This is a genomic window from Pantoea endophytica (assembly GCF_002858935.1).
In the GTDB taxonomy this organism is placed as follows: domain Bacteria; phylum Pseudomonadota; class Gammaproteobacteria; order Enterobacterales; family Enterobacteriaceae; genus Pantoea; species Pantoea leporis.
Genome location: NZ_PJRT01000029.1, coordinates 41,039 through 64,787, shown reverse-complemented (window position 1 = coordinate 64,787; position 23,749 = coordinate 41,039). Strand labels below are relative to the sequence as shown.

The 23,749-nt window shown below is 54.6% G+C and carries 23 protein-coding genes; 11 read left to right on the top strand and 12 right to left on the bottom strand.

Annotated elements, in window-relative coordinates:
• Nucleotides 1-12: 12 nt before the first annotated feature.
• Nucleotides 13-345 (bottom strand): hypothetical protein, encoded by a 333-nt coding sequence (locus PZBJ_RS17940; protein WP_233501684.1) that lies wholly within the window; start codon nucleotides 343-345, stop codon nucleotides 13-15.
• A gap of 106 nt (nucleotides 346-451) precedes the next feature.
• Nucleotides 452-1,321, bottom strand: a complete 870-nt coding sequence (locus PZBJ_RS17935; RefSeq protein ID WP_101763606.1) for an AraC family transcriptional regulator — start codon at nucleotides 1,319-1,321, stop codon at nucleotides 452-454.
• Between the two features lie 180 nt (nucleotides 1,322-1,501).
• Here PZBJ_RS17935 and PZBJ_RS17930 point away from each other — a divergent pair, with 180 nt between their 5' ends.
• Nucleotides 1,502-2,401: a DMT family transporter gene (locus tag PZBJ_RS17930; protein ID WP_101763605.1), complete on the top strand. Its 900-nt coding sequence runs from the start codon at nucleotides 1,502-1,504 to the stop codon at nucleotides 2,399-2,401.
• A gap of 38 nt (nucleotides 2,402-2,439) precedes the next feature.
• Here PZBJ_RS17930 and PZBJ_RS17925 read toward each other — a convergent pair whose 3' ends face one another.
• A complete protein-coding gene (locus tag PZBJ_RS17925) occupies nucleotides 2,440-2,679 on the bottom strand; it encodes a hypothetical protein (RefSeq protein ID WP_008101313.1) in 240 nt (79 codons plus the stop codon).
• A 269-nt stretch (nucleotides 2,680-2,948) separates the two neighbouring features.
• On the opposite strand from PZBJ_RS17925, the gene PZBJ_RS17920 reads away from it, so the two are divergent.
• Nucleotides 2,949-4,166, top strand: a complete 1,218-nt coding sequence (locus tag PZBJ_RS17920) for an L-lactate MFS transporter (protein ID WP_101763604.1) — start codon at nucleotides 2,949-2,951, stop codon at nucleotides 4,164-4,166.
• A 515-nt stretch (nucleotides 4,167-4,681) separates the two neighbouring features.
• Here the strand turns inward: PZBJ_RS17920 and PZBJ_RS17915 are convergent.
• From PZBJ_RS17915 to PZBJ_RS17900, 4 genes are all read right to left on the bottom strand, one after another.
• The gene (locus tag PZBJ_RS17915) at nucleotides 4,682-4,963 is read right to left on the bottom strand and encodes a putative periplasmic lipoprotein (protein ID WP_008101319.1); all 282 of its coding nucleotides are present in this window, start codon (nucleotides 4,961-4,963) and stop codon (nucleotides 4,682-4,684) included.
• Nucleotides 4,964-5,214: 251 nt separating this feature from the next.
• Complete coding sequence (locus PZBJ_RS17910) at nucleotides 5,215-6,018, bottom strand: hypothetical protein (RefSeq protein WP_101763603.1); 804 nt, start codon at nucleotides 6,016-6,018, stop codon at nucleotides 5,215-5,217.
• A 9-nt stretch (nucleotides 6,019-6,027) separates the two neighbouring features.
• Nucleotides 6,028-6,480, bottom strand: a complete 453-nt coding sequence (locus PZBJ_RS17905; protein ID WP_101763602.1) for a universal stress protein — start codon at nucleotides 6,478-6,480, stop codon at nucleotides 6,028-6,030.
• 7 nt (nucleotides 6,481-6,487) lie between these two features.
• On the bottom strand, nucleotides 6,488-7,273 hold the full coding sequence (locus tag PZBJ_RS17900; protein ID WP_101763601.1) for an IclR family transcriptional regulator: 786 nt from the start codon (nucleotides 7,271-7,273) through the stop codon (nucleotides 6,488-6,490).
• A 150-nt stretch (nucleotides 7,274-7,423) separates the two neighbouring features.
• Between PZBJ_RS17900 and PZBJ_RS17895 the strand changes: the two genes are divergently transcribed.
• The 3 genes from PZBJ_RS17895 to ypdK all read left to right on the top strand — a co-directional run bounded on the left by PZBJ_RS17895 (nucleotide 7,424) and on the right by ypdK (nucleotide 10,333).
• Nucleotides 7,424-9,025 (top strand): MFS transporter, encoded by a 1,602-nt coding sequence (locus PZBJ_RS17895; RefSeq protein WP_101763600.1) that lies wholly within the window; start codon nucleotides 7,424-7,426, stop codon nucleotides 9,023-9,025.
• A 5-nt stretch (nucleotides 9,026-9,030) separates the two neighbouring features.
• On the top strand, nucleotides 9,031-10,059 hold the full coding sequence (locus PZBJ_RS17890) for an HlyD family secretion protein (protein WP_101763599.1): 1,029 nt from the start codon (nucleotides 9,031-9,033) through the stop codon (nucleotides 10,057-10,059).
• A gap of 202 nt (nucleotides 10,060-10,261) precedes the next feature.
• Complete coding sequence (gene ypdK / locus PZBJ_RS17885; protein WP_099686956.1) at nucleotides 10,262-10,333, top strand: membrane protein YpdK; 72 nt, start codon at nucleotides 10,262-10,264, stop codon at nucleotides 10,331-10,333.
• A gap of 41 nt (nucleotides 10,334-10,374) precedes the next feature.
• Here the strand turns inward: ypdK and alaC are convergent, their stop codons facing one another.
• Both alaC and PZBJ_RS17875 read right to left on the bottom strand, forming a co-directional pair.
• Nucleotides 10,375-11,613 (bottom strand): alanine transaminase, encoded by a 1,239-nt coding sequence (alaC, locus tag PZBJ_RS17880; RefSeq protein WP_008101332.1) that lies wholly within the window; start codon nucleotides 11,611-11,613, stop codon nucleotides 10,375-10,377.
• Between the two features lie 118 nt (nucleotides 11,614-11,731).
• Complete coding sequence (locus tag PZBJ_RS17875) at nucleotides 11,732-12,256, bottom strand: GNAT family N-acetyltransferase (RefSeq protein WP_101763598.1); 525 nt, start codon at nucleotides 12,254-12,256, stop codon at nucleotides 11,732-11,734.
• 419 nt (nucleotides 12,257-12,675) lie between these two features.
• Here PZBJ_RS17875 and PZBJ_RS17870 point away from each other — a divergent pair, with 419 nt between their 5' ends.
• On the top strand, nucleotides 12,676-14,367 hold the full coding sequence (locus PZBJ_RS17870) for a sensor histidine kinase (protein WP_101763597.1): 1,692 nt from the start codon (nucleotides 12,676-12,678) through the stop codon (nucleotides 14,365-14,367).
• A complete protein-coding gene (locus PZBJ_RS17865) occupies nucleotides 14,364-15,089 on the top strand; it encodes a LytR/AlgR family response regulator transcription factor (protein WP_101763596.1) in 726 nt (241 codons plus the stop codon). The genes PZBJ_RS17870 and PZBJ_RS17865 overlap by 4 nt, the downstream gene beginning before the upstream one ends.
• A gap of 31 nt (nucleotides 15,090-15,120) precedes the next feature.
• Here the strand turns inward: PZBJ_RS17865 and glk are convergent, their stop codons facing one another.
• Together glk and PZBJ_RS17855 are read right to left on the bottom strand one after the other, a co-directional pair.
• The gene (gene glk, locus PZBJ_RS17860) at nucleotides 15,121-16,086 is read right to left on the bottom strand and encodes a glucokinase (RefSeq protein WP_101763595.1); all 966 of its coding nucleotides are present in this window, start codon (nucleotides 16,084-16,086) and stop codon (nucleotides 15,121-15,123) included.
• A gap of 160 nt (nucleotides 16,087-16,246) precedes the next feature.
• Nucleotides 16,247-17,899 carry an alpha-keto acid decarboxylase family protein gene (locus PZBJ_RS17855; RefSeq protein WP_101763594.1) on the bottom strand — a complete coding sequence of 551 codons (1,653 nt, stop codon included), beginning with the start codon at nucleotides 17,897-17,899 and terminating at the stop codon, nucleotides 16,247-16,249.
• Nucleotides 17,900-18,112: 213 nt separating this feature from the next.
• Here PZBJ_RS17855 and mgrA point away from each other — a divergent pair, with 213 nt between their 5' ends.
• Entirely contained in the window at nucleotides 18,113-19,102 is a 990-nt protein-coding gene (mgrA, locus tag PZBJ_RS17850; RefSeq protein ID WP_101763593.1) for an L-glyceraldehyde 3-phosphate reductase, read from the top strand.
• Nucleotides 19,103-19,261: 159 nt separating this feature from the next.
• The gene (locus PZBJ_RS17845) at nucleotides 19,262-19,618 is read left to right on the top strand and encodes a DUF2502 domain-containing protein (protein WP_101763592.1); all 357 of its coding nucleotides are present in this window, start codon (nucleotides 19,262-19,264) and stop codon (nucleotides 19,616-19,618) included.
• A gap of 45 nt (nucleotides 19,619-19,663) precedes the next feature.
• Here PZBJ_RS17845 and PZBJ_RS17840 read toward each other — a convergent pair whose 3' ends face one another.
• Entirely contained in the window at nucleotides 19,664-20,905 is a 1,242-nt protein-coding gene (locus PZBJ_RS17840) for an Nramp family divalent metal transporter (RefSeq protein WP_008101352.1), read from the bottom strand.
• Nucleotides 20,906-21,274: 369 nt separating this feature from the next.
• Here PZBJ_RS17840 and PZBJ_RS17835 point away from each other — a divergent pair, with 369 nt between their 5' ends.
• Together PZBJ_RS17835 and PZBJ_RS17830 are read left to right on the top strand one after the other, a co-directional pair.
• A complete protein-coding gene (locus tag PZBJ_RS17835) occupies nucleotides 21,275-22,465 on the top strand; it encodes a NupC/NupG family nucleoside CNT transporter (RefSeq protein ID WP_101763591.1) in 1,191 nt (396 codons plus the stop codon).
• A 192-nt stretch (nucleotides 22,466-22,657) separates the two neighbouring features.
• On the top strand, nucleotides 22,658-23,746 hold the full coding sequence (locus PZBJ_RS17830; protein WP_101763590.1) for an LLM class flavin-dependent oxidoreductase: 1,089 nt from the start codon (nucleotides 22,658-22,660) through the stop codon (nucleotides 23,744-23,746).
• Nucleotides 23,747-23,749: the final 3 nt, after the last annotated feature.

Genomic DNA, 23,749 nt, shown 5'->3' with positions numbered 1-23,749 from the left:
TTAGTTATTCACTCAAAACAACCAGCGAGCCAGTGCCAACGTCATGCCCGCAGTACTCAGCATCCCAGCGATTATCCATTTTGTCTGCTTACTTAACTCCTGATGAATTCTCCCAATATCCTGATGCACTTTGCCGATCTCCTGATAAAGATCGCTTTTGGTGACGTAATTCGATTTGATCACCGCGATATCCGTTTTCATTACTGCCATATCGGTTTTGATATCGTCAATATCCGCTTCCAGCTTTGACACGCGCTTTTCCACAATTACAGCCTCTTGTAACTTGTCATTGTAATCAATGTGATAGCTTAATTTTCCTGCAAAGCATCCTACTCCAAAATCCATGGAAAAAATGCCTCACTGAGTTTGAGAATGCCTAATTGAGAGATGTGTTCAGAAAAAAAAAGGGGTTCTTGCAGCCGATTACAACGTTTTAAAAGTGAGATCGTAATCAGACGTGATCTTGGCGCCATGCCGATGGCGTCACGCCATGCAGCTGACGGAAGCGGTTACTGAAGTGACTCGAGGAGTGAAAACCGCAGCGCAATGCGATTTCTGTTAGCGTTAAACGGCTGAATTTCAGCAGCTGCAGCGCAGCATCCATACGGCGACGCATCACATATTGATGCGGGGCCTCGCCAACGCTGCTGCGGAACATGCGGGCAAAATGGTATTCGCTCAGCGCCGCTTCAGCTGCCAGTTGCGCCAGCGTTAATGGCTGATCGAGCTGCGCATCAATATACGCCATGACTCGCCGCAACACGGCGGGCGCCAGTCCGCCACGCACCTGCGGCGCTTGCCATTGCACATCGCTGTAGCGTTGCAGCAGATGCGTCATCAGCAACGTTGATGCGCTGCTGAGCATCAATTGGTTCGCCGGCTGTTGCCAGTCGGTGCTCAGCAAGAAGTGGCGATATAGTTGAGTGATGCGATCGTCCGCCGCGAAGATCTTTTCATGCAGATTAAGCTGCGACGGACTGCGATCCCAAATCTGCTCGCCCAAATGCCGCAGATGTTCGTCGGTGCAATAGAGATGCACAAACGACAAATCGGCGCGAATATCCCACACCGATTCTACCCCGCTGGGCATCAGGCAAAAGCGATCCGGGCCGCCGCCGTTGCGCCAGCCGTTTTGAGTTTTATGCCAGGTTTCATAGCCGTCGGCGGTATACAGGCTCAGCGTATGATGATCGCTAAGATTAGTGACGCGATCGCCGCTGTTAAACCAGGCCGCCAGCTTAATGCCGCTCGACAACTGCACACTGTCGCGCAGCTGCGCTTTGTGGCGCTGCAGCATGTTGAAGGTCTGGTAATCGGCCATGGTTCATATCACTCGAAGTTCATGAGCGCCCAGTGTACGGATCTCCGCAGACAGAAAACAGGTCACAGCCGGACACAGAAGTAAAAAGCGCAAGATTTTGCAATTGCCGCGCAAAAACGTGCAAGCCGCAGGTTGCTTTTCACGCCACACTGCGGGCCAGATTATGTCGGAGAGTGCGCTATGAATGTGATGTTATACCTTGCCGTGGTGATGATTTGGGGAACCACATGGATTGCCATTTTCCTGCAGCAGGAAGCGGCCGATACGCCCGTTTTGGTGGCGGTATTTTGGCGTTTCTTACTGGCGTCGCTGGTGATGCTGGTGATCCTAAAACTGCTGCGTCGCCTGCGAATGCTGGATAAGCGCGATCATCTGTTTTGTCTGCTGCAGGGCTGCTGCGTGTTTGGCTTCAACTTTGTCTGCTTCTATCATGCTGCCGCGTGGATCAGCAGCGGACTCGAGTCGGTGATATTCTCGATGGCCGTGCTGTATAACGCGCTTAACGGCTGGATCTTCTTCCGTCAGCGCCCATCGTTTCGCCTGGTGCCAGCGGCGGTGCTTGGCCTGGGCGGTATTGTCGCACTGTTCTGGAATGATATTCAGGCGGCGCATCCGGCTCCACAGTTGCTGTGGGGCGTGGGCCTCAGCGCGCTTGGCACGCTGGGCTTCTCTTTCGGCAATATGATTTCGCTGCGCCATCAACGCCGTCAGCGTGATGTGTTGACCACCAATAGCTACGCGATGCTGTATGGCGCTTTGGTGATGGCCGCACTGGCATTAATTAACGGCGATTCGCTGGCGCCAGCGCTGAATATGCAGTGGTTAGGCGCGATGAGCTACCTGGCGATATTTGGTTCGGTCGTGGGATTTGGGGCCTACTTCACGCTGGTGGGCCGTATTGGTGCCAGTCAGGCCGCTTACAGTACTTTGCTGTTCCCGCTGGTGGCGCTAACGCTCTCCACGCTTTACGAAGGTTATCACTGGCACAGTAATGCGATTGTCGGATTGGTGATGATTCTGGCGGGGAACATGGTGATGTTTGTACGCTGGCCGACGATGGGCCGATTACGGACCGCATAAATAACGAGAGCGGGCATTGCGCCCGCTCTTTTGTTCCTCTAGCGCCAGCCCTGAACGCCGATATTGAGCTGGTGAGGTTTAGTTATGGCTTTTCTGGCAATCCAGTAAAGCAGGACGCGTTCATCATCTTTGTCGCGGTCGGCCATTGCCAGTAATTTCAGCGACAACGTGGATTTATTCACTGGTTGATGCTCATCGCTTAACTCGATCACCGCCTGACCGATAATGCAGCAAACCTCATCCTCATTTGACGCGGATTCATATGTTCGGTCTTTCATATTTCCTCCTTTTGAATGAATTCTAAGCCTGGCAAACATCCACAACTTTGCAGGCGATATGGCGCGATCGATACAAACACTTACAGATGGTTACCCGTAGCAACCGCTACGGCTTAAATGACATCACTTACTGTCATCACAATGCCATTCATACCCGCTTTACTGCATTTCGTTCCACCATCCGGTTCATTCACGCCTCTGCATCCCCCGCACGTGCGAGAGCAATTTATTATCTCCACAGATTCCGCTTTCTCGAGTGAGAGATAAAAATGACAACAGCAACCCCCGCGAATGACCAACGTACCCGCATGCTCACCCTTATCGGCACTATTATCACCCAGTTCGCTTTGGGCTCGGTTTATACCTGGAGCCTGTTTAACGGCCCGCTGGCAAATAAGCTGAATGCGCCGATCAGTGAAGTGGCTTTCTCGTTCGGTTTACTCAGTCTTGGCCTGGCGATTGCGTCATCGCTTGCCGGGAAATTGCAGGAGCGCTTTGGCGTGCGCAACGTCACCATCGGTGCGGGCATGCTGATGGCGGTAGGTTTCTGGCTGACCGCGCATGCCGATAATCTGATGATGCTCTACCTCAGCGCAGGGATTCTGGTGGGATTGGCCGATGGCGCCGGTTATCTGATGACGCTCTCTAACTGCGTGAAGTGGTTCCCGGAGCGCAAAGGGCTCATTTCCGCCTGCTCGATTGGTGCGTACGGTTTGGGTAGCCTCGGCTTTAAATTCATCTGCGGCGCACTGCTGAGCGCACAAGGTCTGGAGAATACCTTCATGATCTGGGGCGTGCTGGCGATGAGCATGATCATTGTCGGCGCGTTGCTGATGCGTGACGCACCGATGCAGAAGAACAGAGGTAATACGCAGCTGGAAGCCAAAGATTACACGCTGGCGCAATCGGTGCGTTTACCGCAGTACTGGATGCTGGCGCTGATGTTCCTCACTGCCTGCATGAGCGGCCTGTACGTGATTGGCGTGGCGAAAGATATCGGTGAAGGCATGGTGCATCTGAGCGCGCAAACCGCCGCCAATGCGGTCACGGTGATTGCGATTGCCAACCTCAGCGGCCGTCTAATTCTTGGCGTGCTCTCGGATAAAATGGCGCGCATCCGCGTGATTACGCTGGCGCAAATCGTCTCGCTGGTGGGCATGAGCATTTTGCTATTCACCCATATGAGTGAATCGACCTTCTTCCTCTCCTTAGCTTGCGTGGCCTTCAGCTTCGGCGGCACCATTACCGTGTTCCCATCGCTGGTCAGCGATTTCTTTGGCCTGAACAACCTGACCAAAAACTATGGTCTGATTTACCTGGGCTTCGGTATCGGCAGCGTGCTGGGTTCGCTGGTTGCTTCCGCCTTTGGCGGCTTCACCGTCACCTTCAGCCTGATTATGACCTTGCTGGTGATTTCGCTGGTGTTGTCGCTGAGCATCCGTCTGCCAAATCGCCAAAACGTGGCAGAACCTTTACTGCATAATTAAGTTCGCTGGGATGCCGCATTAATACGCGGCATCCAATTTCTCCACAATTATTCCACAATAAAACGTTAATTGAGAACCACTATTATTAAGCCTTGCCTTTCGGAGTAATCTCGTTATTATTATCAGGCATTCAGCTTATTCCGATTGGTTTATTTTACCCCGCGACTTTTTTAGCATTTAATTGACACACTCCGTAATACATTCCGTAATAACTCTACATTTCCTGCATCTTCACTCCACTATTCCCCTGTAATCTGGCGTCATTGGAACAGAGGAGGACTCTCCATGAAGAAAGTGATTAAGCTTGCATCGGTTGTAGCCATTATGACGATGTTGAGTGGCTGTATTATCGATCATCATCGTGGAGGCGGCGGCCCAGGCTGGGGCCATCATGGTGGTGGCGGCGGCTGGCATCATGGGCACGGCGGTTATGGACACCGCAGATAGTTGGGCAAAGCACACACAGCAAATAATAAGAAAATAAAAAGGGCGGGAAATTATCCCGCCCTATTTTTTTAGCTTTTTACCGCGTAATTACATTGATACCAGGCTTTCTTTAGTCCGGGCAAATGGCTATTTTGCGACGGCAGTGATTCCACCTTATCAAATCCACGCTGACTGCAATAATTCGCAAGGTCGATCTCCATTGCGTCTTTATTCAGCGTGTGCGGATCGTAACGATACTGCACGGTATTTGAGCTGGTATCTTCATCGACACGCTCAAATCCTCCTGGTTTGCTGACGCTACAACCCGCCAACATAAAAAGCGCCAATGCGCTAATAAGCATTTTTTTCATTAGGGTTTCCTCTTGAGCGTTGCAGTCTAAAAGGCAACGCCGCGCTTATCTATAGGAATAAAGCGCGAAATGTCCGGGATTAGTGAAGCTTTCGCCAATCAAATCGATAAAACCAAACGGTTTCACTTATCAAGGTAAGGGTGCGATTATCTGTTCAGACAAAACGAAGTCTGCACCACACCAGGTGAATTAATAATAAACATACTGATAATGACCTTCATGCCCGCGCTGAGCGGGCTTTTTTTTGCCTGCTAACCGGTAAGGCTGACCATCTTACGTAAAAGATTGGCCGCTTGTTTGTCAGGCAATGCGAGAATGCCGCTGTAGAGATCAATCGACATCGCGCACATTGCGCCGCGATCAACCGCGGTATCCGCCGGCATATTCAGCTGTTGCAGCCTATCGCCCCACTTGCCATACAGTTTTTCCACCACGCTTTGTAAATCGCGCTGCGCCGCAGCCTGATCCAGCGGCTGTTCATTGCCGGTACTTTGCTGCAGCAGCGTTTCGAGTGCTTGCGCATCGCGCTGATTCAGTTCCGGTGACAGCACCTGTTGCAAATTGACGCCGCCATTCACCTGCGGATAGAGGAAACGGAAGCAGCGCTGCGGTTCCTGCTGCTGCAACGCCCGCATTTCCTCGACCGAGACGCGGATGTAATCAATGATCGCCGCATCGCTGGCGCGCGTCAGACGCTGATTAACCAGATCCATCAACCAGCCGCGCATATCCCCCAGCGCCTGATTGGCGGGCACACCTTCCAGCCGTTTATGCAGCAGCTCGCGATTAAGCAACTGCCACAATGCGGGTTCCTGAATTTTTAGCAGACGATAACCGGGCGCAAGGCTGAGTTGGGTTGCGACCTCTTCCATCAGCGCCTGCCGCTCCTGACGTGGATGAAGCCAGCTGAACCACAGTAAATTCGCCAGTATTAGCGGCAAGATAAATAACAGCACGCCTTGCCACAGTCGCAGCGAGGTGGTGCGCACCAGCAGAATAATAATGATCGCCAGCAGCGCGAACGCCGCTAGCGTAATCGGAAAAAGCGAGAGCATCGAGCGGGGTTAATCCTTACGCACATCAATTAAAACGGGGCAATTGGCGCGCTCAATCACCGCAGCGCTGACCGAACCTTTCAGCAGACGATTAAACGGCGACAGATGACGGCGTCCCATAATGATCATGCTGGCATGCAAAAGTGTGGATTGCGCCACAATGGTTTCCGCCGCTTCCCCCGCCAGAATCAAACCCTTTGCCGCCACGCCCGCACGCAAAAGCGGCGCCAGCGCGTGGCGCACCACCATTTCGGCGGTGTTCTGTTCATCTTTCGCCGCCACAAAATCATCCGGATCTTCACCGGCATCAATCTCTATCGGTTGATTACAGGAGGAGTATGCGGGATCAACGCAGCACAGCACCGTGACCTGTGCCTGATGCGCCAGCGCTTGTTCAATGGTCAACGCAATCACTTTTTCCGCCACCGGAGAGTTATCGATGGCCATCAGCAAGGTTTTCATCAGTTGGTTATCCTTCCACAGCGGTCATTTTGCCAATTTCACGAATCAAGGCGTCTTTGCACTTGATGATTTGCTCACGATAATGCGCTTCCTGCTTATGAAAACGCGCGGTCGGCACCAGTAATGAGATGGAGAAGCGGCCAAACAGCGTATCAATGGCGACCGCTATGGTCGAAATGCCCTCCAGCGTCTCACCGCGATCGATCGCCAATCCGCTGGCGCGTACCTCGGCAATCAGCTCCAGCAATTGCGGCAGCGTTTTCACCGTCATCTCGGTTAACTCTTTATAGGCTTCGCCCACCATCACGCGCACATCTTCATCGCTCTCCAGCGCCAGCAACGCGCGGCCGCCCGATGTGCTGTAAAGCGGCAAATTCAGCCCGATGCGCGGCACCACGCGCAGTTCGCGCGAGGCCACCACATAATGCACGATAGCCAGCTGCGTGCCGCTGGCCCGCGCCAGCGATACCGTTTCATTAATCTCTGCAGAGAGTTGTTCGAGGAATGGACGCACGATTTCCACCACGTCGCTGTGCACGCTGGAGATCAGCTTGAGCAGCGCCGGACCAAGACGTAACCCGCCGGCACCACTGCTGCGCACCAGCTGTGCGCTGTCCAGCGCACCAATAATGCGCTGCACCGTCGAGCGCGGCAGATCAACCACCTGCGCAATTTCACCTAAACTCATGCCGCCGGGATGCTCACCCAGCGCGTTCAGAATTTTTGCCGCACGCGCGATGACCTGAATGCCACCCGCTTTTTCATCCTCACGGCTTGAGGGAAGTTCAACCATGATGCGTTCCTTTTTGGCCTGCCCTACTTTAACGCGAATGATCGCACTTTTACACCCTGTATCACATTGCAATACAGCATATCGATATGTAAGATGCCATCTGTATCACATCGCAATACACTGCATCAACATCATAACGAGAAGCCTGCTATGAACGCCCAGCCCATTGCGGCTCCGGCCCCCCATCCGTTTACTCTGCGCCTGGCGCTGGGATTGGTTGGCGTGCTGATTGCCGCGCTCACATCGGGATTAAACGATCGCGTCACTGATATCGCGTTAGCCGATATCCGCGCTGCCATCGGCATCAGTTACGATCAAGGCAGCTGGATCATCTCCGCGTATCAGGCCGCTGAAGTGGCGGCAATGATGATTGCGCCCTGGTTCGCCGTCACCTTTTCGCTGCGCCGCTTTGCGCTCACCGTCTCCGCTGGTTTTATGCTGAGCGGTCTGCTGCTGCCGCTGATGCCTAACGCCACGCTGTTTATCGCCTTGCGCGTGGTGCAGGGGTTATTTGGCGGCGCGCTGCCGCCAATGCTGATGACCGTTGCGCTGCGCTTTCTTCCGCCGCCGATCAAATTATACGGTTTAGCCGGATATGCGCTGACCGCCACTTTCGGTCCGAATATGGCCGCTTCGCTGGCGGCGTTCTGGACCGATGACGTCAGCTGGCTGTTTGTCTTCTGGCAAGTGGTGCCCGCCATGCTGATTGCCATGCTGCTGATTAGCTGGGGTTTGCCGCAGGATCCGCTGCGCCTTGAGCGTTTTAAACAGATCGACCTGTTCGGCATGCTGACCGGCTGCTCCGGTATGGCGCTGTTGATTCTGGCGCTGACGCAGGGCGAACGACTCGACTGGCTCGAATCGCCGTTATTCTGCGGCTTATTATTCAGCGCGCTGGCGTTGCTGACTGTGTTCTTTATTAATGAATGGTTTCACCCGCTGCCGCTGTTCAAATTGCAAATGCTGGGGCGGCGCAATCTCGCGCACGGCTTGCTGGTGCTGGCGGGCGTGCTGATTCTGTCGCTGTCAGGTTCGGCGCTGCCGTCGGCCTATCTGGCGCAGGTGCAAGGCTTCCGCACGCTGCAGTTCGCCCCGCTGGCGTTGACCATCGGATTGCCGCAGTTGCTGATCGCGCCTTTTGTTGCCGCGCTGCTGAATATTCGCTGGGTGGATTGCCGCTGGATGTTGACAGCGGGCGTAGCGCTGTTGGTGACGTCCTGCCTGATGGGCATGCACATCACCACCGATTGGGCGCGGCAGAATTTCTGGCTGATTCAGATTTTGCAGGCGTTCGGCCAGCCCATGGTGATTTTGCCGGTGCTGATGAGTGCCACCAGCGTGGTTGCACCCCCAGAAGGCCCCTTTGCCTCGGCGATGTTCAACACGGTGCGCGGTTTCTCCAGCATCGCCGCCAGCACGCTGGTGGAATGGTTTATCAGCCACCGTGAAAAATTCCACTCCAACGTGCTGGTCGATAGCGCCGCCAGCCGTTCATGGCTGATGACGGCGCCGAACAGCGCACAATCCAGCAGCAGCGTGCCGTTGCTGCCGGACGGCAGCGTCAGCAGCGCGGAAAACCTCAGCGGCTTCGCCACCTTGCTGAAACAGCAGGCGATGGTGCTGAGCCTGAGTGATTGCTACCAGATGCTGATTGCCTTCGCCGCCCTGCTTTTACTGTTAACCGCCTGGTTGCCAAAACGCGTGTGGCCACCACAAACACTGATTCAACCTGTTACGACGACGTCGAGATAATTGATATGCAAGCTTTTGCTTTGAAGAGAACGGTGCTGTTGAGCGCCTTATTACTGGTGTTATTAGCGATGGCTTTTTTTGTCTGGTCATCAATGACCGGCAACGATCACCGCACCACCGATGCCTACGTGAATGCCGATTACACGCTGGTTGCACCGAAAGTTTCCGGCTACATCGCCAGCGTCAACGTGCAAGACAACCAGCGCGTGAAGGCCGGCGAACTACTGGCGACACTCGACGATCGCGATTACCGTGTGGCGTTAGAGACCGCGCAGGCCAATTTGCAGGTCAGCGAGGCGAAGCGTTTGAGTAGCCAGGCGCAGCTGGAACAGCAGCAATCCACTATCGACCAGGCGAAGGCCACGTTAGCGGCGAGCCAGGCTTCAGCGCAGTACGCCGGACAAAGCGCCGCGCGTTACAACCAGCTGTATAAAAGTGGCACCATCGCCGCAGACGATCAGCAAAAAGCCAACTCAACGCAGCGATCCGCTTCGGCTACCGTCCGCCAGAGCGAAGCGGCGCTAGCTTCCGCCGTCAAGCAAGTTGGCGTGCTACAAGCTGCGGTGCGTCAGGCCGCTGCCGATGTCGCTGCCGCGCAGGCCAGCGTCGATCAGGCGCAGCTCAATCTTTCCTACACGCGGATTGTGGCGCCGGTGGATGGCATGGTCGGTCAGCGTTCGGTGCGCCTCGGCGCCTACGTTAGCGCAGGCACGCGTTTGCTGGCGGTGGTGCCGCTGCAGCAAACCTATATCACCGCTAATTATCTGGAAACGCAGCTGGCGGATGTGCAGCAAGGGCAGAAAGTGAGCGTGAAGGTGGATGCCTTGCCGGGCAAGGTATTTAGCGGCCGCGTCGACAGCATCGCTCCGGCGACGGGCGCGACCTTTTCCGCCATTTCGCCGGACAACGCCACCGGCAATTACACCAAAGTGGTACAGCGTTTACCGGTGAAAATTGTGCTCGATGAGAACCAGCCGGATCTGGCCAAACTGCGCGTGGGAATGTCGGCGATACCGGAGATTGAGACCCGCTGAAAATGTGAGCAATATCTCAGAAGCGGCCTATTTATTTTTGGGACAAATCCGCGTAAATTAGCCCTCGATCCTGTTTCGGGCTTGCCTGGAGCGACCTGAGAAGAAAGCGTGTAGCTATGATGAACTCCACCTTTCTCTTATTCTGTTCGGGTTACGCGGGTTTGGGATCGCCCGCCGGGTAGCCGCTCAGAGGAGTTGTTTTGTGAGATACGCTTTGATGGGAATTTCTTTCTTCCTGTTGCTTTGGGTCGGTACTTTTGTACTGATGCTGTAGAGCCGCCAGGCGGGGCGACGCTGAGTCGCCCCACTTAATGGTTATTCCTCTTCTTCTTCCAGCGCTTTCACCGTTCCCGGCAAAATGCCATCGGCACGGAACATCGATTTAATCCCCCGCACCGCCTGACGAATACGATCGCTGTTTTCAATCAGCGCGAAACGCACGTGGGTATCCCCGTAATCACCGAAACCGATGCCCGGCGAGACGCACACTTTGGCCTCCTGCATCAGTAATTTGGCAAACTCCAGTGAGCCAAGATGCGCGTAGTGATCGGGAATTTTCGCCCAGACGTACATCGACGCCTTCGGCAGATCGACCATCCAGCCCGCTTCGTGCAGGCCTTTCACCAGCACATCGCGGCGGCGTTTGTACTGTTCAGCGATATCGCGCACGCACTGTTGATCGCCTTCCAGCGCCGCAATCGCTGCGACCTGCAGTGGCGTGAAGGTGCCGTAATCGTGATAACTTTTGATGCGCGCCAGCGCGGAGACCAGCTCTTTGTTACCGACCATAAAGCCGATGCGCCAGCCCGCCATGTTGTAGCTTTTCGACAGGGTAAAGAATTCTACCGCCACATCACGCGCGCCTGGCACCTGCATAATCGACGGCGCTTTCCAGCCATCGTAGGTGATATCAGCGTAGGCGAGATCATGGATGACCAGCACGTTGTACTGCTTCGCCAGCGCGATGACGCGCTCAAAGAAGTCGAGCTCAACGCATTGCGCTGTAGGGTTCGACGGGAAGCCGAGAATCATCATTTTCGGTTTGGGATAGCTTTCGCGAATCGCCCGCTCCAGCTCGTTGAAGAAATCAACGCCCGCTACCAACGGAACAGAACGCACCTGCGCGCCAGCAATGACCGCGCCGTAAATGTGAATCGGATAGCTGGGGTTCGGCACCAGCACGGTGTCGCCGTGATCGAGCGTGGCCAGCATCAAGTGCGCCAAACCCTCTTTGGAGCCGATGGTGACAATCGCTTCCGATTCCGGATCGATCTCTACCTGATAACGGTCTGCGTACCAGCGCGAAATCGCGCGACGCAAACGGGGAATACCTTTCGAGGTTGAGTAACCGTGCGTGTCTTCGCGCTGCGCCACCTGGCAGAGTTTTTCGACGATATGCGGCGGCGTGGGGCCATCCGGGTTGCCCATCGAAAAATCGATGATGTCTTCGCCGCGCCGACGCGCAGCCATCTTCAATTCAGCGGTAATGTTAAAAACATACGGGGGAAGGCGTTCAATACGCGAGAAACGACGGGGTGTGCTGTTATCAGCCATGATGTCCTCTGGTTTACGTAAGCGCCCGGACCGTCCGAGCGACGTGGGTCACTGTGGTGACCGCACCAAGAACATAACGCGCTGATAACAAGATTGTCGAGAGCAGACGGAAATTTTTTTAATGTTGCGGATTCAGGCGGCCAAACACCCAATCGCTTACCCATTGGCCGTTTAGCAGATAATTATCCCGCAGCGTACCCTCAAGGACGAAACCATTCTTCTCAAGAATGCGGCGCGACGGCCAATTCCCCTCAATCACCATCGCTTTCAGCTTATGAAATTCTGCCTGTAGCAAAAACTGGCACAGCGCGTCGAGCGCTTCACTGCCATAACCCATTCCGGTAAACGCCGCGCGCAGCATGTAACCCACTTCGGCCTGACGATAAGGATGCCACTCGGCGCTGCAGCCAAACAGGCCAATCGGCTCGCCGGTTTCCCGGATGCGCGCCACCAGACACAGCATATGAAAACTGCTCGCCTGCCACGGCGCCAGACGCTCAGTAAAGCGTTGACGAATATCGTTTTCATCCGGGATTTCACTGACCCACGTCATGGTTGCGCGGTCCTGATGTACCGCTTTGAAAATCCGCCAGTCTTCAGGTTGAAGCCGACTGAGGGACAAACGTGGCGTGAGTAATTGCATGGCTGAGTTCCCCTTTTTATCCGGCAACATAGCAAACCGGCGTATTGACAACCAGCGATCGGCGCACGCTTTCGCTAATCCTCTTTTTGTTACTCAAGTTTTCCTCTTTTGGCAGAGGTCGCCATTTATGGCGTAATGCCGATCAGTTAAGCACCTAATCAAATCACCGCATATTCCGTAGCGGCGCGATTTATCGCGCAATGAATTGCGCCGCTACAATGTGTGCTCGCGGTAATTAAGGGTTTTCATGTCTTAACTGACAAGCATTAGGTCATTTATGGCGACCAGGCATGCTCAAAATTGATCCCGGCTACGAGAAAGGTCTGCAGATTGCTGTGAGGCTGGCGGATCGTGACCACATTTTTTATCATAGCCTCCCGTTTCTTGCCTGAGAGATGCCCTTGCCTTCCCACTTCGACATGCTGCTGGCGGTTTTTGACCGCGCGGCGCTGATGCTGATCTGTCTGTTCTTCCTCACGCGCACGCGGGTGTTTCGTCAGCTGTTGCAAAAAGATGAGCATTCGGTGCGCGAAAAACTGGTGGTGACGGCAATATTCTCGCTGTTTGCGCTGTTCAGCACCTGGTCAGGCATTAACGTCGACGGCTCGCTGCTCAATGTGCGCGTGATTGCGGTGATGTCCGGCGGCATTCTGTTTGGTCCGTGGGTAGGCATCGCCACCGGCGTGATTGCCGGTTTGCATCGCTATCTAATTGATATGGATGGCGTCACGGCGGTGCCTTGCCTGCTCACCAGCATCATTGCCGGTATCGCTTCGGGCGTGATCAACCGCCGGGTGAATAAAGAGCAGCGCTGGCGCGCCGGTATTCTTGGCGGCATGTTGTGCGAAAGCCTGACCATGCTGCTGATTGTGCTGTGGGCCAAGCCGATGACGCTGGGACTGGCGATTGTGTCCGAAATTGCGCTACCGATGATTCTGGGCGCCTCAAGCATCGGTTTAATCGTGCTGCTGGTGCAGAGCGTCGAAGGTGAAAAAGAGGCGATTGCGGCGCGTCAGGCCAAGCTTGCGCTGGAGATCGCCAACAAAACATTGCCGCTGTTTCGCCAGGTTGATAGCCAGTCGCTGCATAAAGTGTGCGATATCATCCGCACCGACATTCACGCCGATGCGGTCGCCATCACCAATAACAAACAGATTCTCGCTTACGTCGGCTACGGCGAGCAGAACTATCACAACGGCGATGATGCCATCAGCCCGACCACCGCGCAGGCGATCGCCAGCGGTAAAATTATTATTAAAAACAACGACGAGGCACATCGCACCAAAGATATTCACTCGATGCTGGTTATTCCCCTTTGGGAAAAAGGGGAAGTGACAGGCACGCTAAAAATCTATTATCGCCGTGCGCATCGCATCACCGGGTCGCTGAAAGAGATGGCGATTGGGCTGTCGCAAATCATCTCCACCCAGTTGGAAGTCTCGCGGGCTGAACAGCTGCGTGAGATGGCGAACAAGGCAGAATTGCGCGCACTGCAGAGCAAAATTAACCCGCATTTCCTGTTTAACGCCCTGAATGCTATTTCCTCTTCGATTCGCCTTAATCCGGACACCGCGCGCCAGTTGGTGATCAATTTGTCACGTTATCTGCGTTACAACCTCGAACTCAACGATGACGAGCTTATCGATATCAAGAAAGAGTTGTGGCAGGTGAAGGATTACATCGCGATTGAGCAGGCGCGTTTCGGCGATAAGCTGTCGATGATTTATGACGTGGATGAAGATCTGCACTTCACGCTGCCCAGCCTGCTGATTCAGCCGCTGGTAGAGAACGCCATTGTGCACGGCATTCAGCCTTGCCGCGGCAAAGGCGTAGTGACGCTGAGCGTGAAGGATTTAGGCGATCGGGTGCGCGTTGCGGTGCGCGATACCGGTGATGGCATCAGCGATGATGTGATGAGCCGCGTGGCGCGAAACGAGATGCCCGGCAACAAAATTGGTCTGCTGAATGTGCATCATCGCGTTAAGCTGCTCTCCGGCCAGGGCTTGGTCATCACCCGCCATCATCCCGGCACGGAAATCGCCTTTACGCTTAGCAAGAATGGCCAGCGGCTGCCTGCCCCGCTGCGCCCCACCACGGAAACCGCCACGTGAAAGCCATCATCGTTGAAGACGAATTTCTTGCCCAGCAAGAGTTAAGCTGGATGATTCAGCAACATAGCCAAATCAGCGTTGAGGCCTGCTTTGATGATGGGCTGGAAGTGCTGAAATATCTGCAGAACCATCGTGTGGATGTGATTTTCCTCGATATCAACATTCCTTCGCTTGATGGCATGCTGCTGGCGCAAAACATCAATCAGTTTGCTCATAAGCCATTGATTGTGTTTATCACCGCGTGGAAAGAGCATGCGGTTGAAGCGTTTGAGCTGGACGCGTTTGACTACATTCTCAAGCCGTATCATGAGTCGCGCATCATGACCATGCTGCAGAAACTGGAAGCCAGCGCGCAACAGCAGTTGCAACCACAAAACGCAGCCACCAGCTCGCCACAAACCGTCAATCTGGTGAAAGATGAACGCATTATCGTCACCGATATCAACGAGATTTATTACGTTGAGGCGCACGAGAAGTTGACGTTTGTGTATACGCGGCGCGAAGCCTATGTGATGTCGATGGTGATCAGTGAGTTTTGCAGCCGTTTACCGGAACAGCAGTTCTTCCGCTGCCATCGCTCTTACTGCGTCAACCTGAGCAAGATTCGTGAAATCGAGCCGTGGTTTAACAATACCTATTTGGTGAAGTTGCGTGATTTGGATGCGCAGGTGCCGGTGAGTCGCAGCAAGGTGAAAGCCTTTCGGCAGTTGATGAGATTATAAGGCGAACGGCGGATGCCGCTCGCCTGCGTGTTTACAGCTCGCGGCCCAACACCTGACGCAGGTGCGCACCGGCGCCGAGTAAGCCCGGCTGATCGTGAGTAATCATATATACCGGAATATCGACCAGGTAATCGCGGAAGCGACCTTTATCTTCAAATGCCGCGCGGAAACCGGAGGCTTTAAAGAAATCGAGGAAGCGCGGCACAATACCGCCCGCGATATAAACGCCGCCGAAAGTGCCCAGATTCAGCGCCAGGTTGCCGCCAAAACGGCCCATGATCACGCAGAACAACGACAGCGCGCGACGGCAATCGATGCAGGTATCTTTTAATGCGCGTTCGGTGACATCTTTAGGCTTGAGGTTTTCTGGCTCACGCTCATCTGACTTCACGATGGCGCGATACAGATTAACCAAACCGGCACCGGACAGCACGCGTTCCGCCGAAACGTGGCCAATCTCCGCGCGCAGCACTTCGAGAATTTCACCCTCTTCTTCGCTATTTGGCGCGAAGTCAACGTGACCGCCCTCGCCCGGCAAGCTGATCCAGCGCTTATCCACGTGCACTAAATGGCTGACGCCGAGGCCGGTACCCGCACCATAAATCGCGATAGGCTTGCCTTCAACCGGCGCTCTACCGCCAAACTGAATCACTTCCTGTTCGCTCAGCATCGGAATCGCCATAGAAACGGCGGTGAAATCATTAATGATTTCCAGGCTTTCCAGCGCCAGATGCTCTTTCATCACTTTGGTCGAGAACGCCCAATCGTGGTTGGTCATCTCCACCCAATCGCCGGTAATCGGACAGGCAATAGCGATACAGGCGTGCTTAATGTCCTGTTTTTGCTCGTCCAGATAGTGGCGAATCACCGCTTCGAGATTGTCGTAGTCTGATGTTGAGAAGGTTTGGGCTTGCGAGATAGCGCCGTTTTCTACCTCACACAATGCGAGACGGGCATTGGTACCGCCCACATCGCCGACCAGGGCGTATGTTGTCATTCTTCTGCTGCTCCGCTTGGGTCATAAACAATTGCAGGACACTATAAAAGCCTGCCAATAAAACAACAACGCCCACCTGCACGATGGGCGTAATCCATTCAAAGATGCTGCACAGCCTACCGATCACCTGCCCGACTTCCCAGCGGCAACTTTCCGAAATTTAGCCACTATTACGCTGATGCAGTGCGGCGGTGACTTTACGTAGCAGCGGCGGCAAGTCCTGTTTGTCCATCACCACTTCCACCAGCGACAGACGTCGATTTCGCATTAATTGTTCCATCACCGCGTCGAGTTGCACCGTTTCGCTGACGCGCCAGCTTTGCGCCGCACAGTGCTGGCTCAGCGCCTGCGGTAGCACGGTCCAGTTCCATTGCGCGATATCATTGTAACGTTGCTCAGCACCGTGAATCGCGCGCTCAACGGTATAACCATCGTTATTAATCAAGAAGATAATCGGCTGCTGGCCGTCGCGTAGCATCGAACCTAACTCCTGAATCGTCAGCTGCGCAGAGCCATCGCCAATAATCAGGATGACCCGCCGATCTGGCTGCGCGGTTTGCACACCAAAAGTGGCGGGTAAAGTATAGCCAATCGATCCCCACAGCGGTTGCACCAGCAGTTGCGCATCCTGCGGTAAACGCAGCGCCGCCGCGCCAAAGGCCGCAGTGCCTTGATCGGCAAGGATAATATCACCGGGTTGCAGGAAGCGCTGCATCGCCTGCCAGAATGCCTGCTGACTGATTACCGCCGCAGCAATTTGCTCACTTTCCTCGTACTCAGACGCATCTGCCAGCCGCCAGTGCGCGCAGTGACGCTGATAAATCGGCGTCAGCGCCGCCAGCGCCTGCTGCATGCTCAACGGCGCAAACACCTCGCCAGCGACCGTGGCCTGAAACGGCTGCAGATCGATCACGCGCTCGGCGGGCAGATTTTGTGTGAAGCCGGCGGTTAAGGTGTCGGTAAACCGCACGCCGACGCACAGCGTAACGTCGGTATCTTCGATGGTCTGACGCACCGCATCGCTGCTGCCTTGCGCGGCATACGTACCGACGAAGCCCGGCTGCTGCTCGTTCAGCACGCCCTTGCCCATCAACAAGGTGGCGGCAGGAATCGCACGCAGCTGGCGCAACACCTCAAGCTGTGGCTGCAACTGCCAGCGTGAGGCCAGGAAATCGGCCAACAGCGCCACGCGCTGTGCTGGTGCCAGCAAGCGTTCTGCCGCATCGGCAAAGGCCACGGCAACCTGCTGATGGTTATCTGCGGCTGTGGCTTTTTCCTCTGATAGCGAAATCTCAGCCGCCGCCACATCCACCGCCAGCAGTAAATAGCCGGGGCGATGTTGCGTTAGCGCCTCGCTGATAACGCGATCAATCTCAGTCACTGCGTTTTCCGCCGTCAGCACCGCCGATGCCACACTTACTTCCTGCGCCATACGCAGGAAGTGACCAAAATCGCCGTCGCCCAGCGAATGGTGCACACAATCGCCCTGCTGTTGCGCCTGACTGGCGGGCGCGCCAACGATATGAATCACCGGCACATATTCGGCATAGCTGCCGGCGATGCCGTTAATCGCGCTTAGCTCGCCGACGCCAAAGGTGGTCAGCAGTGCCGCCGCACCGTTGCAGCGCCCGTAACCATCCGCCGCATACGCCGCATTCAGTTCATTGGCACAGCCAACCCAGGCAATGTCGGGATGCGCAATCACGCTGTCGAGAAATTGCAGGTTGTAATCGCCGGGCACGCCGAACAGATGACGGATGCCAGCTTGCTGTAATCGGTGCAGTAAATAATCGCCAACGTTCGGGTTTTTCATCGACAGCTCCTTGTTAAGGGGATAATCACGAGTATTAGCGATGTGGCTGAATTGGCGAGATATTCATCATCGTGGCGTGGTGATTTGTGGCAAGCATTCGTTACGACGACAGATAATTCTGTAAGTTGCGATCTTCGGCGCGTTTCGCCTTAGTGTAAACGCATACACTGATATGCTGATGTCACTTTCTCCCCTATGAGACAGGAACGCTGCATGAGTGCTTTTCCCCATCCCGAACGTTATCAACAGATGCAATACCGCCGCAGTGGCCGTAGCGGCCTGAAGTTACCGGCGATTTCACTGGGTTTGTGGCATAACTTTGGCGACAGTACGCGCGTCGATAACAGCCGTGAACTGCTGCGCCATGCCTTTGATCGCGGCATTACCCATTTCGATCTCGCCAATAATTACGGCCCGCCGCCGGGATCGGCGGAATCCAACTTTGGTCGCATTCTGCGCGAGGATTTTCAGGGACTGCGTGACGAGCTGGTGATTTCAACTAAAGCCGGTTACACCATGTGGGACGGCCCATACGGCGATTGGGGTTCGCGCAAGTATCTGATTTCCAGTCTCGATCAAAGCCTGAAGCGCATGGGATTGGAGTACGTTGATATCTTCTATCATCACCGCCCCGATCCCGAAACGCCGCTGGAAGAGACTATGCGTGCGCTGGATCAGGTGGTGCGTCAGGGCAAAGCGCTGTATGCCGCCATCTCCAACTATCCGGCAGACAAAGCCGCCGAAGCGATTGCGATTCTGCGCGACCTCGGCACGCCTTGCCTGATCCACCAGCCGCGTTATTCGATGTTTGAACGTACGCCTGAGCAGGGTTTACTGGATGTGCTGGGCGACAACGGCGTTGGTTGCATCGCCTTCTCGCCGCTGGCGGGTGGCGTGTTAACCGACCGCTATTTGCAGGGTATTCCACAAGACTCGCGCATCGCCAGCGGCAGTAAGTTCCTGAATGAAAACCAGCTGACGCAAGAGAAGATGGAAAAAGTGCGTCAGCTGCAGGCGATTGCCCAACAGCGCGGCCAGAAGCTGGCGCAGATGGCGCTGAGCTGGGTGCTGCGCGATGCGCGTGTTACCTCGGTGCTGATTGGCGCCAGTAAAACCGCGCAAATTGATGATGCGGTTGAGATGTTGAGCCAGCCGGAACTAAGCCAGGATGAGATCGACGCTATCCACAATATCTTAGTGTAAACGTTTACCCGCCCGGCATTGGTCGGGCGTTTTCCGCAGCAGAAAATTCTCATTTCAGATTTCCCTCAGCGTTTTCAGACTGATTCTCAAGGCTTCCCTGGTCCGATGTGGCAAACTAGCGCAACGGTGGCAGTTATAAGCTACTGAAAAGGAGAAGTTATGAAACGTGCCATTTTGTTTGCCGCCTTGCTGGCAACCTTATCCCCGTTGGCTATCAGCACAGCACAAGCCGACAGCGCCACCATAAATTTGGGTCCGGGCGTTACGCTGCATCTCGGCGATCGCGATCGTCACGGTAATTACTGGGACGGCGGTCGCTGGCGCGAGCCGCGCTGGTGGAACGATCGTTATCAGTACAACGATCATCGCTGGTGGCGTCACGAAGAGTGGAAACGTCATCGCGCCTATGAACGTGAGCGCGAACGCCGCTGGCATGAGCGTGAACGTCGTGAACATCACCGCCACGATCATCGCCATGATGATCGTCGAGGTCACCACGATCACCATCATCACTAAACAAAAAATCCTGCACAATGGCGGGATTTTTCTTTTCTCTGGCAGTTACCAACCGAGCGCTTCGCCGACCAGCAAATAGAGATTGAGGGCGATCACCAGCACCACAATCAGCCGCCCGGCATTTTGCATCAGGCGTGAGTTCACCATCTCATCGCCCATCAATTCGCGGTTGCCGGTAAAGGAGAGCAGCGGAATCAGCGCCAGCGCGATACCGAAACTCAACAGCACCTGACTCATTACCAGAATGCGCGTGGGATCCCAGCCCGCCCAAATTACTATAAAAGAGGGCAACATGGTGATAGTGCGGCGGAACCACAGCGGAATGTGGAAACGGATAAAGCCCTGCATCACCACTTGTCCCGCCAGCGTGCCGACCACGGTAGAAGAGAGACCGGCAGCCACCAGACTCAAACCGAACACAATCGCCGCCGCTTCACCCAACAGCGGTTGCAGCGTTAAGTAAGCCTGATCGAGATCGACGATGCTGGAGTGACCGCTAAAGTGAAATGCCGCGGCGGCGGTGGCCATCATCGCCAGATTCACAAAGCCAGCGATGGTCATGGCGATAGCCACATCCAGCTTGGTTGAACTGTAACGTTGCGCCTTGCTGCCTTTATTGCCGTGCTGCGTCAGCGCCGAATGCAGATAAATCACGTGCGGCATAATGGTGGCGCCTAACACACCAGCAGCGAGGAATACCGCATCCGATGTTGGCAGCGATGGCAGCGCCATGCCAACCACCAGCTCACTCACTTTAGGCTGGGAGAAAAACAGCTCCACAATATAAGCCGCCGCTACAAACAGCAGCAGACCGCCAATCACCAGTTCCAGCGGCTTCTGCCCGCGACTTTGCAGCATCAGAATCAGGTAGGTCGCGATACCGGTTAACACCGCACCCTGCAGCAGGGAAATGCCAAGTAATAGCTTGAAGCCGAGCGCCGCGCCGATAAATTCAGCGAGATCGGTGGCCATGGCGATGATTTCCGCCTGCACCCAATAGAACCACACCGCCGGACGCGGGAAGCGATCGCGGATGTGTTCTGCAAGATTTTTGCCGGTAGCAATGCCCAGCTTGGCGGACATCAGCTGGATCAGCATCGCCATGACGTTGGCCCACACCACCACCCATAACAGCTTGTAGCCATAGGCGGCGCCGGCCTGAATGTTGGTCGCGAAGTTGCCGGGATCGATGTAGCCAATCGCCGCAATAAAGGCGGGGCCCAGCAGCGCGAGTTTGATCTTTCTGGCTCCGCGAGCGGCGCGCTCGGCGGTGCGGCTTTCTAGCATAGTTTTACCCTGTCCTAATGCTTGTTGACCTGTCCAGATTAAGGGTCATTCAAGGCAGATGAAATTTGGTTATAGTTATTGTAGTAATAGATGGTGCTATAAAGTATAGCCATTGCTATACATTGCGGTAAAGTCAGTTCTTGCTAAAAACAAATGCAACGCAAAAGACTCTACTCTTGGGTTATTTTATAGACAATGTTTTTGTGGATATTTCTTGTGATGAATTTGTAATAGGGTTGTGAGCGGTCAGACTTATCTGAGAAAAAACGCGATAGCGAATACTTATAATGTGGTTTTGATCTCGTTTTTAAGTAACGCGTTACATAGAATACGCAACAAAATACAACCCTCCTCAAATTTGGAGCCGACATGTCCCATGTTTTGCATTTTCTTTTAGCACTAGTGGTGGTAGCGGTGCTGGCCTTGCTGGTCAGCCACGATCGTAAAAGCATCCGTCTTCGTTATATCGTTCAACTTCTGGTAATCGAAATTCTGCTGGCCTGGTTCTTCCTGAACTCCTCCATCGGTCTCGGCTTTGTGCAGGGCTTCGCAGGATTCTTCGATCATCTGCTCAAATATGCCGCCGAAGGCACCAACTTCGTGTTTGGTAATATGAGCGAAAAAGGTCTCGCTTTCTTCTTCCTCAACGTGCTTTGCCCCATCATTTTCATCTCTGCGTTAATCGGTATTTTGCAGCATTTCCGCATTTTGCCGTGGGTGATTCGCGGCATTGGTACCGTGCTGTCCAAAGTAAACGGTATGGGCAAACTGGAATCCTTTAACGCCGTGAGCTCTCTGATTTTGGGACAGTCAGAAAACTTCATCGCCTATAAAGATATCCTTGGCAAAATGTCACAGCGCCGTATGTACACCATGGCAGCGACTGCCATGTCGACCGTTTCGATGTCAATTGTCGGCGCCTACATGACCATGCTGCAGCCAAAATATGTGGTGGCCGCGCTGGTATTGAACATGTTCAGCACCTTTATTGTGCTGTCGCTGATTAACCCGTACCGCGTGGACAGCGAAGAAGATCTGCAACTGCAGGACCTGCATAAAGGCCAGAGCTTCTTCGAAATGCTGGGCGAATACATCCTCGCCGGTTTTAAAGTTGCGATGATTGTTGCCGCAATGCTGATTGGTTTTATCGCCTTGATCACCGGTCTGAACGCGCTGTTCGACCTGATTTTCGGCATCAGCTTCCAGGGCGTGCTGGGCTATGTGTTCTATCCATTTGCGTGGGTGATGGGTGTTCCTTCACACGAAGCGCTGCAAGTAGGCAGCATCATGGCCACCAAACTGGTTTCCAACGAATTCGTGGCAATGATGGATCTGCAGAAAATCGCCGGTCAGCTGTCGCCACACTCGGAAGGTATTCTTTCTGTGTTCCTGGTCTCCTTTGCTAACTTCTCCTCTATCGGGATTGTGGCGGGCGCGATTAAGGGTCTGCACGAAGAGCAAGGTAACGTGGTTTCACGCTTCGGCCTGAAACTGCTGTACGGTTCAACGCTGGTGAGCGTGCTGTCAGCCGCTATCGCTGGTCTGGTATTGGCCTTCTGATATACGGGGCGAGCTGCGGCTCGCCCTTCTGTTCTTAATTATTTCAATCGGTTCTAATCCGCGTCGCTTCCGCTTTTCCCCCGCTATCACCCGCTTCACTGTTAAACGCAAAACCTTTGCACAATATTGAATTTCCGTTCACACCGCCTGCGCCCGTAGTTTTTCTCCATGACGTCACTTCAGGAGAACCGCATGAGCATTCAATTCCTTGGCATGATTGGCCACCGCCTCGCTTCCGAAATTATTCCGGCTAGCGGCCCGCTGTTCGATAAAGAGTACATTGCGCGTTTTGCGCGGGCGCATGAAGACGCCGGTTTTGATCGCATTCTGGTGGGCTATTGGTCGGATCAGCCGGATGGTTTTCTGGTCACCGCGCACTCGGCGGCGCACACCTCGACGCTGAAATTTTTGCTGGCGCATCGTCCCGGCTTTGTCTCGCCGACGCTAGCGGCGCGCAAACTGGCTTCGCTTGATCATCTCACCGACGGTCGCTTAGCGGTGCACATCATCAGCGGCGGCAGCGATGCCGAGCAGCGCCGCGACGGTGACTTCCTCAATAAAGCCGAGCGCTATGCGCGTAGCGATGAGTTCCTCACCGTATTGAAGCAGAGTCTCGAATCCGCGCAGCCGTACGATCATCAAGGCCGGTTTTATCAGGCCGAGCAGGCGTTCTCAGCCATCAAACCGCTGCAGAATAAACTGCCCATCTATTTTGGCGGATCGTCGCAGGAGGCGATTGATGTTGCAGCACGCCATGCCGATGTGTTTGCGCTGTGGGGCGAGCCGCTGAAAGGCGCGGAAGAGACGGTACGCAACGTGCGTGCCGCTGCCGCCAGACAGGGCCGCGAAATTAACTTCAACATCTCGTTCCGGCCGATTCTTGGCACAACTGAAAAAGAAGCCTGGGAACGTGCGGAGCACATCCGCGCCACGGCCGAAAAACAGCTTAACGAAAGTGGCTTTGCCTTTGGTAAGGCAAAGCCGCAGAGCGTTGGCGCGCAGCGTTTACTCGCCGCCGCCAATGAAGGCGATCGTCTGGATAAAGTGCTGTGGACCGGCGTCGCAAAACTGGTTCAGGGCGGCTACAACTCCACTGCGCTGGTGGGAACGCCGGAGCAAGTTTCCGATGCACTGCTGGAATATTATCGCCTTGGCATTCATAGCGTGCTGATTCGCGGCTTCGATCCGCTTAACGATGCGGTGGAATATGGTCGCGAGCTGATTCCGCTGACGCGCGAGAAAGTCGATGCGCTCTCAGCCGCCGAGAAAAGGAGCGCCTGAAGC